Origin of the sequence: Halomonas urmiana (genome assembly GCF_005780185.1) — a bacterium.
Classification (GTDB): domain Bacteria; phylum Pseudomonadota; class Gammaproteobacteria; order Pseudomonadales; family Halomonadaceae; genus Halomonas; species Halomonas urmiana.
On the sequence record NZ_VBUI01000048.1, the window covers coordinates 1 to 10,880 of the forward strand.

A 10,880-nucleotide genomic window follows, 5' to 3' on the forward strand; every position below is an offset into this window, starting at 1 on the left:
CCCGAGCATGGCGTCAAGCGCATCGAGGTGCCTTGGGCACGGCCTGGCAGCGACTTCACCCTGCTGTTCGAGCAGGCGGCCATGTCGCTCGTCAAGGAGATGCCGGTGCTGGCCGTCTCCCGGCAGTTGGAGATCTCCGACAAGCGCCTGTGGCGCATCGTGCACCACTACGTGGGCCGCATGCTGGGCGAGTTGGACCTGAGAGGCGTGACCGCTGTCGGCGTGGACGAAACGGCCTCACGCCGGGGTCAGCGCTATGTCACGGTGTTCCTCGACATGCAGCGTCAGCAGGAGCCGGTGATCTTCGCCGTACCGGGGCATGGCAAGGCCGCCATCGAGGCCTTCAGCGCCTTCCTCGCGGAGCATGGCGGCGATCCCGACAACGTGGTCGAGGTGGTCTGCGACATGTCTCAGGCCTTCCTTAGCGGCGTGGCCGAGAACCTGCCCAACGCCGAAGTGACGGTCGACTGGTTCCATATCGTGCAGACCTTCACCAAGGCGCTGGACGAGGTTCGCAAGAAGGAACGCCGTGAGAAGGGGCATCCCAAAGCCCTCCGGTGGGCGGTCTTGAAGAACCTGGATAACGGCAACCTGACGGCCAAGCAGATCGCCGCTCTCCAGGAGCTGGTAGCCGATCAGGGAGCCACCGGCGATGCCTGGGTGATCAAGGAAAAGCTGCGCTGGATCCAGAAGGCACCGACGCCGCGTGCCGCCCGGTGGCGCATCACGAACTACCTCAAGGTCATGCGAGAAGCCGTTACCGGCCAGGCACTGCTCAAGCCGATGGCGAAGGCCCTGACGACGCTCGAACGACATGCCGAGCAGGTGGTGAGGCGCTGGATCTCCGGCCTGACCAACGCCCGTCTGGAAGGCATGAACGGTCTGTTCCAGGCGGCTCGATCACGCGCACGCGGCTACCGGAACGAGGCCAATTTCATCGCGATGATCTACCTGATTGGCAGCCCCGTGGGGCGCCTGCTGGATCAGGCCAAATCCACATGAAGTGACGAAGAACCAATTAATCGGCGGCCAATTGAAATGCTTAGTTGGCCGGATTTATCACTCATGAGCAATGGCTGGATAAGTCTGAAGCGCTCATATTCTGAACCTTTTAGTGCGCAGCATATTGCTCAACTGGAATCGCTGGAGACAGTGTTCCCCACTCTTCGAGGTGAATGGGAGAGCAGCGGTGATGAAAGAATCTCGATAGTCTATGATGATAATATAACTCTTGGACGATGCGAGAAAGTAATTCGTCAACAGTTGAGCCTGAATGTTGATCATCTTAATATAGATTCTCCCAGGATAACTGGGCATCAGTCGCTGACTATGTCAGTAAGTTCAAGGTTTTCGCATCCGCAGTTTCTCTACCCCAATAATCAAGAAAACCGGCGACATCTTGAGGGTATGTGTAACGAAAGAATCTTCTCGGACAGACTTGTTTCTGAGCGAGAGGCAAGAATAATGGGGGAGTTTGTTCTAGTGACCAGAGAGCGCTCTTCTCGACCAAATTCAGTATTTGATACAACAATACACATTACCGATTGTGAAGGGTCTGCGTGCTTTTTTCAAGTATACGGGACAATGGAGGCAGGACGATTGGAGCTGATCTCTGAGTCTCGAGTCAGGTGGCAGAATGCAATACTTTCCAAGTAGTCACCTTTGGCCCAACAAACGCATCAATATAATTTTTCAGATACGTTTAACGTTACAGGCGCTGGTTTATGTTGCCTTAAATGATATAAGGTAGGATTCAATGATCGTTATTTTTTGCTATTGCAATTCCGGGCTATGAAGAAACTCTTGATGAGGCAGGTAACGACCCTATGGGGCCGGTTTTGCGCTAGCTGAGCGCTGATGTTATATCAGGCTTAACTGATCGTCCGCTTCTGGCCGGAAGCCGAACTTAAGGCTACGCTGGCGAAGTAATTGAGTCAGTCTCAAACTCCGTAACTTCGATAACCAAGCGTCTGATGATGGCGAACAGATTTTTATTTTAAAATCCTCAACTCGTGACGCCCGATTTTTTGAGCAAGGTCGACGCATATGTAAATATTTGGTAAAAAATTGTGCAGACGGAACTGGAGGGTCAAGAAAGGAACAGAAAAAGGATTGCCTCGATGATGGCTGTTCAATAATGATGCTGTTTATTTTGTTGGTTTTTTCTTTTTTTGTATAAAACCTCTAATTTGGCGTCATCGTCTAATTGGTAAGACACTAGATGCTAAAATTTTTATTGAAATCTAGAAATGCGGATTCGAGTCCAGCCGTGATGTTGGAAAACCGATCCACTACGACACCATTACGACGGCGATCGCTCGGCTGCAGGGGAGGGCGAGAAAGCACCACGATACTGACGCCACGCTCTACCACCTTGAGCACTTTACCGTACATGACCTAAGGCGGTCCGTCGCGACGCTGTGGACTGAGACCTTCATGGCCGACCCATTATTAGTCGATGCCATGCTGGCACATGTGCCGTCAAAGCTAGTGGGCACCTACAACAAGGGCAAGCGGTATAAAATGCAGGTTGACGTCTGGGAACGTTGGGGAGCGGCCATTGCACATTCTGCCTTATAAGCGCAGGTGATGTGGCACGCGAGTTTGGCATCATGTCCGGTGCTAGCTCTGGTTTTGCTACTCTGTCGATGACGGCCACCACACCCTTGCGCCCTTGCGCGCCGGCTTCAGTGGCACGTCCACCAAGGGGGCAGTGGTGGTCGCGATCATGGTTCACCCCGGAGGTGTCGAGACTACCTTGCGTCATCGAGTGAAGGTAAGAATTACCTGCTAGAATGGAAACAATGCTGGTGGTGCATCGGCCACCGGCGATAACAAGGTAGTCAAGGGGAGAAGCCATGGGGGTCCAAGGAAAAAAGAGACGTGGAAAAGGGTTACCCGGAGGCTAGTTGTGTTGCCAAGCTACGCCGTCTGGCAGATGCCATCGAGAAGGAGGAACGCTTCGAGATATAGGTCGCGATTGAACGCATCTATGTCCCCATCTTGGCCGAATTTACTATCGAGAAAGAACGCTATGGGGATGAGTGAAAAATAGAATTTCAAATCAAATGGGAGCACTGAATGGTTTGAATAAACTATACAACCGCATCTAATCCTCGGCGTTTATGTAGATGAGAACCCATCACGTGGAAACATGTCTTGTGCAGATTAGCCATTTTTTTCGCCATCGCAGAGGAGATTGATCAGGGGGCTCGCTGATTGGTCTATCACTCGGCTTGCGCGGTTAAACGAACATACACACCAGCCGAGTTATCTATGACAACCGCTACTTGGTTTATCTTGATAGGCTCACTACTTTTGGTAGTGGGATTCACTTTTTCCTATATCAAAAGCGTGCCGACCACCTCTGCCATTGTGTACCTTGTCATCGGGTGCATTGTCGGCCCTATGGGCTTAGAGCTATTTCATTTTAATCCGCTAGAAGAGTCGGGTTTACTGGAGCTTTTGACCGAGATTGCCGTGTTGATTTCGCTATATTGCGCCGGCGTAAAAATGCCAGCGCCAGTGAGCCTGAAGCGATGGCAAAACCCCATGCAACTGGCGGTGGTTTCGATGATACTTACGGTCGGCTTGGTGACGCTTTTCGGCTACTACTGGCTCGATTTACCGCTTGGGGCCGCCGTGTTGCTAGGTGCCGTAGTCGCACCGACTGACCCTGTTTTGGCGACCGAGGTTCAGGTCCGTAGCGCAGATGATCCTGACGAACTACGTTTTTCATTGACCTGCGAGGCCGGAATGAACGACGGCAGCGCCTTCCCATTCGTGATGCTCGGCCTAGGGTTGCTGGGGTTGCATGACCTTGGCGATGGCGGATGGCGGTGGCTGGCAGTGGATGTGCTCTGGGCAAGCGGCGCAGGCATCGGTATCGGCATCTTGGCGGGCATTAGTGTCGGTTGGTTAGTAACCAATATACGCACTCGCTTTGTGGGTACTTCCTTTCTAGAAAGTTTCCTCGGCTTGGGGCTCATCGCATTCGCTTATGGAATCAGCCTGCTAGTGGATGCGTGGGGTTTTTTAGCCGTGTTCAGTGCTGCGGTTGCTTTGCGCCATACCGAATTGAAATTGTCGGGACTCAAACAGGACTACTCAGCACCTGTCGAGGCAAGTCTAGACGGAGAGCCTCAGCCCATATCGCATGTGCATGTGAGTGAAAGCTCGCTGGTATTCAACGAGCATCTCGAGCGTCTGGCAGAAATTGTGCTGGTTCTATTGATAGGTGGCTCGCTCTTCTGGGACTCCTGGAGTTGGCGAGCCGTAGGGTTCGCGGCCTTTCTATTTCTAGTCGTCCGCCCCATCAGTGTACATCTTGGCATGTTGGGAAGCAGGGCATCCATGCGTATGCGCCACCTCATGGGCTGGTTTGGCGTTCGTGGTATTGGCTCGCTTTACTATCTGATGTATGCCATCCAGCATGGCCTGCAAGAAGAAATAGCACTGGAATTGATGCACCTTACCCTAATAGTGGTTGCCATATCGATTCTGATTCACGGGATTAGTGTTAAGCCCACTATTGCTCGTTATTGGCGTTCGCGAAATGTTAGGCATTAGCGACATATTGAATTTTGGATTTTCAATTAACCAGGGCCTACCATCTGCGATCTTGCTGCTCGCCTGTCAGAGAAGGCAGCCTGGCGGTGGGAATACGGAAATCTATGGCTCGAACCTCGTTGCCCGGACGACACAAAAGCAATCAAAAAAGGCGTAAAATGCCATCGGCAGGAGAGGTTTCGCTGTTATCGAATTCGTGGGATAACGATAAACCCAGGTCGGGTTATAAAAATACTCGCTGGTGGTGATAGGGAGAATTAGCAGATTCGACTTTTCGGAAAAAGCCTGGCGCTTGGCAAACTGTAGGCGCTCGTCTTTTCGATGGACTACCCGAATCATCAACTGTTCTTCGATGCGCTTGCGAAAATAAGAAGATTTCGCTCATTGGTGCCCGTCCCCGATGGCTCCGGGTCAATCTGGGAGTGGCCCGGCGAAGGCCCCGCGGTGAAAGTCCGCCGCAGCTTCGACTTCGGCGATGCCACGTTGGCCGGGTTCCGCCGGCACATCGCCGGCCAGCACCTGCAGCACCGTCCGGACACCACGTGACAGCGAGATCAGGTTGTAGCCACCCTCAAGCACGAAGACCAGGCGTCCCTTGCAATGCTGGCGTGCCAGGGCCTTGAGGATGTCGGTCATGGCGGCGAAGCCGCCATAGGAGACCTCCAAGGCCAGGTCATGGGTGTGCGGATCGAAACCGGCCGAGACCAGGATCAGGTCGGGCTGGAACCACTCGACCGCCGGTACCAGGATCTCGCGAAAGGCCTTGAGGTAGGCGGCGTCGCCGGCGTCGGCGGGGAGGGGAACATTGACGTTGGTGCCGTCCCCACGGCCCATGCCGACCTCCTCGAGACTCCCCGAACCAGGATAGAAGGGAGCGGCGCGATGCAAGTCGAAAAACAGCACATCGGGGTCGGACCAGAAGATATCCTGGGTGCCATTGCCGTGGTGGGCATCCCAATCAACGATCATCACTCGCGTACAGCCCAGTGCCATGCGGGCATGAGCGGCGGCTACCGCCACATTGTTGAACAGGCAGAAGCCGCGGGCGCGCACCGGCTCGGCGTGGTGACCGGGTGGTCTCACCAATGCGAAACTGCTCTCGGCTCTTCCCTCGATGACGGCCTCGACGGCGGCGATCGCCGTGCCGGCGGCCACCTCGGCGGCGTCGACGCTACCGGGTGACACGGCCGTGGTGTCCACATCCAGCCAGGCACTCTGGCCGCGTAGCTCGAAGATATGGTCCAGGTAGGAGCTGGTGTGCACCCGCCCCAGCTGCTCGCGCGTCGCCGCCATGCCCGATTCGAAGGTCACGCCGGGAACCGGCTCGAGATCCAGGAGGTGCCGGATGGCGGTGAGCCTGGCGGGGTGTTCCGGGTACTTCCAGGGATCGCCCAGCCCCAACAACATTGAGCGGACAAGATCGTCCATGCGACCCGGGAGGAAAGGCACCTCTATATCCGGCTCATGGGCCAGCATTCGCTCATCATAGAAGACAATCACGCTATTCTCGTCGGCCATAATGCAAGCTCCGGGGGTGTGCAGCGAAAAAGCGATTCAGGCCAAGTGTCTGACTACAGCATAGATGGTCAGGTCTTGGGGGAACGGGTGTCGACGAACTCACTCGGTGGCCAGGCACGACGGCAGGCAGGCTCTTGCGCAGTGAACGTGGATGATGCCCGGTCGTCGACTGGCTCACACCAAGAGGCCACCGATCAGGGATCGGCGACCTGGGTATCTTGCGTAAGCTGGCCCGCGTGCTCAACGATTTCTTGGCCTTGGTCGCGTCGAGCTCATTGACCAGCTTCTCGGTGAAGTCGACGGGCATCGCGCGCAACGGCGGCATCTCGCTGGCCACGAGCCGCGGCCAGGTTGTACCCCTTTGCGCCTCCACGAAGACCCGGAGAGGCCCTTGGCCGGCCTCGTGCATTTGCCCCAACATGGACTGGGTGTCGGCGTCGCCGGTGGTGGCAAGGCGGACGACTTTCGGCAAGGCCTGGCGGTACTCCTGCCGCTCATGGCTCCCCAGAGTGTCGGTGTAGATGTCATCGGCACTGGTCTGCGCGATGTGACCGAACAGGAAGCGCAGGAACATGAATTCCTCGAGGATGGTTACGAGGGCGTTTCCAGCGGGATGTTATGTCTCCGGCCGGTAGCCCCTCGGCTTCCGATGCCTTGCCGATCCACTCGCTCTTCGGTTGTCTCAACGAAGACCTAGAACGGAGAGAACCACCAGAACGATCACGACGGCACCGACGATATAGACGATGTTGTTCATCAAGTAAGTAACCCTCTTTGGCACATGATCCTGTGCCAGGATGCTGCGGGATGGCTCGTGTCATGATGGCGTCGCCGTCCGTGCGACGCGCGGCGCAACTCCCTGTACAAGCAGTTCCCTTGCCTCACCCACGATGATGATAGGCGATTGGCGCCTCACCATCTGTGCGCTGGCGTACAGTACGCCTCGCATCCGATGCCTGGCAAAACGCCCGGTCCTCCACTAAAAGTCGAGAACGAGTTGCGAGGGCTGGAGGGGGGGATGCAGGCCGGGCTCGGTCCGCCTGCGTTGAAGGGGGCGGGTATTCATCTCGGCCGTGAAGCAGTGATGCCCATTTCGACCATTGCGCTTGGCGTGGTACATGGCCGTGTCGGCGTAGTGCATGAGGGTATCGGCATCGTCGGCATCATCCGGGTAGAGGCTGATGCCGATGCTGAGCGTGATGAGGAGTTCATGGCCCCGGATGCAGTAGGGCCTGCCGAGGACGGCGAGCAGCTTTTCCGCGACTCGGGTGGCATCCTCGGGTCGCCTGATCTCGGCGAGCAGGATCACGAATTCGTCGCCACCCTGGCGGCAGACGGTGTCGATGTCGCGCATGCACTCCTGAACACGACTCGCCACCGCCTGGAGCAAGCTGTCCCCCACGGCATGGCCGAACGAATCATTGATGGGCTTGAAGGCGTCAAGGTCGAGATAGAGCAGGGCGACCAGGTGGCGGTGACGTCGGGCCAGGCAAAGGGCCCGGGAGAGCCGTTCGGTCAGCAGGGCACGGTTGGGCAGTCCGGTGAGCGGATCATGCTGCGCCAGGTAGGCCATCCTCTCCAGCATGACCTGTGACAGGGAGGCGTCGTGGAACACGATCACGGCGCCGGTGACGCGACCCTCCCGGTCATGGATGGGCGCCGCGGAATCCTCGATCTCGATCCTGCTGCCATCCCGACGGACCAGCACGCCATCCAGGGCGAGGCCCACCGCTCGGTTCTCCTCGATGGCGCGCCGCCCGGCGGGGATGGCCGTCCGGTGTGTCTTGCCATCGACGAGGGGAAGCACTCTGGACAGTGGCTTGCCGATGGCCTCCGGTTGCGAACAGCCTGTCAGGGTCTCAGCCACCCGGTTCATGTAGGTCACCGTGCCGCGGAGATCGATGGTCAGGACGGCATCGCCGATGGCGTCGAGGACCCCCCGGGCCCATCGCTTCTCGGCATCCAGGGCGGCTGTGAGGCCCCGCCTGGAGGCGTGGGTTGCTGTTCGCTCGGGGAGGACCTCCGTTCTCGGAGTGTGACCTCGCCGCAGCGGCTGCTCGGCAGGGAAGGGGGCGGAATCGAGCGGTGCCCAGGCGGTGCCCTGAAGCATCGAGTCGTCCCTCATGCACTCGGCCTGGGAACGCGCCTGGCCCATGGGTCGCATGCCCGATGGTGAGGCAAGGGCGGCGTGGCTCGCTGGTGCACTTGAGGGAGTGAGACAAGGGACCTGGTCATCAGAAGGGCGTGCATTACCATGAGCCGGTTTCCTGTTCTGCCGATGTCTGATTTCCGCCGGGACGGCGTTGCCTGGCCCGAGCCTTGGTGCGCCTGGCCGATATCCAGCGAGCGTAGTGACGTGACGGCGTCGCTTCCGTGCGTTAGCGTACATGGCATGGACTTCCCTTCCTGCGAGACTATTTTGGCGGGTGGGGGAGTGCAGCGAGACTCCTGTGAGTCAGAGTTTCTCGATCTATCTCAATAGGTTATGGTTTGTCTGGTGTTGCGGGGAAGCCTGTGGCCTGTCTCTTGACGAGATCCGAGGCAAGTCCGGCAAGGCGTTCCAGCGGCTGCCTCTGTCCGTCAACCACCATCGGACAAGTCCGCTCTTCTCCCCCCTGTTGCCGGGGTGGCTTGCCCGATACGGGAGTGTTCGTCATGGCTTCGCAACATGACCCTCGTCAGAATCACCTGCTGGCAGCCCTGCCGAGGGATGAATACCAGCGCCTGGCGCCCCACCTCGAGCGGGTCGAGCTGACACTGGGGGAGTCGCTGGTCGAGTCGGGAAAGGTGATGCGCCATGTCTATTTCCCGACGGACTCCATCGTATCGCTACTGTGCGTGATGGAGGATGGAGACTCGACGGAAATTGCCGTCGTCGGTGCCGAGGGTATCGTCGGCATCTCGCTGTTCATGGGCGGCGAAACCACGCCGGGCCGTGCCGTCGTGCAGAGTGCCGGCGGTGCCTATCGCCTCAAGGGGCAGTTGCTGAAGGATGAATTCGATCGCGCCTCGACGCTCCAGTACCTGTTATTGCGTTATACCCAGGCCCTGATCACCCAGATGGCGCAGACGGCGGTATGCAACCGGCACCACAGCCTGGATCAGCAGCTGTGTCGGTGGCTGTTGCTGAGCCTGGATCGCTTGCCGAGCCACGAGCTGGTCATGACCCAGGAGCTGATCGCCAACATGCTTGGCGTCCGTCGCGAGGGGGTCACCGAGTCGGCCGGCAAGCTGCAGAAGGCCGGGCTGATTGCCTACCATCGTGGGCGCATCAGTATCCTGGACAGGCCTGGCCTGGAAGCACGGGTCTGTGAGTGCTATGCGGTCGTCAAGAAAGAGTACGATCGCCTGCTGAGCTATCAACGCCCCGGGTGATGGGCCCTCTTCCTCGAGGCGCGGTATCGTGCTCGAGAAGCACGTGTCCTTCGTGTGTCTCCTGGCGCACCGACGGCATGATGATGAATATGCCACTGTTCGCTCGGTGGCTTTTCGGTGATTGCCTGATCACCCCGGCTGCCGTCGGCCTCGGAGCCTGGTGGTTGCCTGCCATGTGCCGATTGCCGGGTCTTTACCAGGAGCGAGCACATGCAGTCCTCTATCCCCGGTCCGATGACCAACCACCTTATCGACAGCCTGCCGTCTCAGGACCGGGTGTCTTTCATTGCCGACTGCGAGGCCGTCGACCTGGTGTTCGGTGAGGTATTGACCGAGCCAGGTGGGCAGATCCAGCATGTCCATTTTCCGCTCGACTGCTTCATCTCCCTGATTGCCAGCCTGAGTGACAGTGAGCGGCTGGAAGTGGCGATGGTCGGCAGTGAAGGGATGTACGGCATGCCCTTGATCCTGGGGCTCGATGAGTCGCCGTTGCGGGCTCTGGTGCAGGGGGCAGGGAGGGCGCTGCGCATGCCGGCGGTTGTCTTTTGCCGTCACCTGGAGCAGCGCCCCGCACTCGAGGCGCTGCTGAAGCGCTACCTCTACGTGCTGATGCAGCAGCTCACTCGGGTGGCGGCATGTACCCACTTTCATCAGGTCGAGGCCCGCCTGGCGCGCTGGCTGTTGATGACCCAGGATCGTGCGCACTCCGATCGGCTGCATCTTACCCACGAGTTCCTGGCCATGATGCTGGGGGTGCGGCGTGCCGGCATCACCCTGGCCGCCATGTCGCTTCAGGGGCGCCAGTTGATCAGCTATCACCGTGGGGATATCACGGTGCTGGATCGGGCGGGCCTGATCGAGGCCGCCTGTGGCTGCTATGCCGCCGATCGAAGCATCTACCGTCGGGTCATTACCGAAGGAGGCGCGCTAGCCGGAACGTCCTGATGGTGCTCCGGAGACGATCGCGCTGATATCCTGGCTCATTGATCCTCCTAGCCATCTGCGTGCGGTCGGGTAGTGAGCCTGGAAGGCTCGTCGAGTTCCTCCGTGGCCGTGGTGCCATCCACTTTCGCCAGGATCACCAAGCGCGTGGTGCGTTAATTCACGATCAGAGCTTAGCGCATGGTCCGAATTTCGGGGGGCTCTTCAAATGATTGTTGTGGCGCCAATCCTGAAAAAGTGTTTGCCTAAGATCAGAATATTACGCTTATATCTGTCGAAATTCGGGTGCTGAAAGCACATTAATTTCCCGAAAGCTTAAGTTGACGCTGACAATGTTTTGTCATTAAAAGGTGGCAAGAATCTTTTGTATAGTAAAGGATGAGTCGGGATTCATGGCTCTTCGTCTTTAACCGTGGCCTGGCGTTGCAGAAGGCGCGATATGAAGCCGGCGACAAGAAGCTCGGCTATGCCGCCTT

Annotated in this window: 7 protein-coding genes; 4 read left to right on the plus strand and 3 right to left on the minus strand. The window is 57.9% G+C overall.

All coding sequences use genetic code 11. From position 1 onward, the window contains the following. Together FEI13_RS18340 and FEI13_RS18350 are read left to right on the plus strand one after the other, a co-directional pair. Positions 1-1,002, plus strand: a 1,002-nt coding sequence (locus FEI13_RS18340; protein WP_138182942.1) for an ISL3 family transposase, incomplete at its 5' end; no start/stop codon positions are given. A gap of 2,274 nt (positions 1,003-3,276) precedes the next feature. Further along, positions 3,277-4,569 carry a cation:proton antiporter gene (locus FEI13_RS18350; RefSeq protein WP_138182943.1) on the plus strand — a complete coding sequence of 431 codons (1,293 nt, stop codon included), beginning with the start codon at positions 3,277-3,279 and terminating at the stop codon, positions 4,567-4,569. Positions 4,570-4,980: 411 nt separating this feature from the next. On the opposite strand, the gene FEI13_RS18355 is transcribed toward FEI13_RS18350, so the two are convergent. The 3 genes from FEI13_RS18355 to FEI13_RS18365 all read right to left on the minus strand — a co-directional run bounded on the left by FEI13_RS18355 (position 4,981) and on the right by FEI13_RS18365 (position 8,212). Beyond that, positions 4,981-6,087: a histone deacetylase family protein gene (locus tag FEI13_RS18355; RefSeq protein WP_138182944.1), complete on the minus strand. Its 1,107-nt coding sequence runs from the start codon at positions 6,085-6,087 to the stop codon at positions 4,981-4,983. Beyond that, positions 6,071-6,661, minus strand: a complete 591-nt coding sequence (locus tag FEI13_RS18360; protein ID WP_138182945.1) for a hypothetical protein — start codon at positions 6,659-6,661, stop codon at positions 6,071-6,073. Before FEI13_RS18360 ends, FEI13_RS18355 begins: the two co-directional genes overlap by 17 nt. 405 nt (positions 6,662-7,066) lie before the next feature. Further along, the gene (locus tag FEI13_RS18365; protein WP_204758425.1) at positions 7,067-8,212 is read right to left on the minus strand and encodes a diguanylate cyclase domain-containing protein; all 1,146 of its coding nucleotides are present in this window, start codon (positions 8,210-8,212) and stop codon (positions 7,067-7,069) included. A 530-nt stretch (positions 8,213-8,742) separates the two neighbouring features. Here FEI13_RS18365 and FEI13_RS18370 point away from each other — a divergent pair. Together FEI13_RS18370 and FEI13_RS18375 are read left to right on the plus strand one after the other, a co-directional pair. Further along, positions 8,743-9,462, plus strand: coding sequence for a Crp/Fnr family transcriptional regulator (locus tag FEI13_RS18370; protein ID WP_138182947.1), 720 nt, complete (start codon positions 8,743-8,745; stop codon positions 9,460-9,462). Between the two features lie 210 nt (positions 9,463-9,672). Next, positions 9,673-10,407, plus strand: a complete 735-nt coding sequence (locus FEI13_RS18375; RefSeq protein ID WP_138182948.1) for a Crp/Fnr family transcriptional regulator — start codon at positions 9,673-9,675, stop codon at positions 10,405-10,407. The last annotated feature ends 473 nt before the right edge of the window (positions 10,408-10,880 follow it).

Excerpts from the sequence above, each read along its gene's own strand:
- FEI13_RS18355 (WP_138182944.1), bottom strand. The coding sequence starts at position 6,087 with ATGGCCGACGAGAATAGCGTGATTGTCTTCTATGATGAGCGAATGCTG.
- FEI13_RS18370 (WP_138182947.1), top strand. The coding sequence starts at position 8,743 with ATGGCTTCGCAACATGACCCTCGTCAGAATCACCTGCTGGCAGCCCTG.
- FEI13_RS18365 (WP_204758425.1), bottom strand. The coding sequence starts at position 8,212 with ATGAGGGACGACTCGATGCTTCAGGGCACCGCCTGGGCACCGCTCGAT.
- FEI13_RS18375 (WP_138182948.1), top strand. The coding sequence starts at position 9,673 with ATGCAGTCCTCTATCCCCGGTCCGATGACCAACCACCTTATCGACAGC.
- FEI13_RS18350 (WP_138182943.1), top strand. The coding sequence starts at position 3,277 with ATGACAACCGCTACTTGGTTTATCTTGATAGGCTCACTACTTTTGGTA.
- FEI13_RS18360 (WP_138182945.1), bottom strand. The coding sequence starts at position 6,661 with ATGTTCCTGCGCTTCCTGTTCGGTCACATCGCGCAGACCAGTGCCGAT.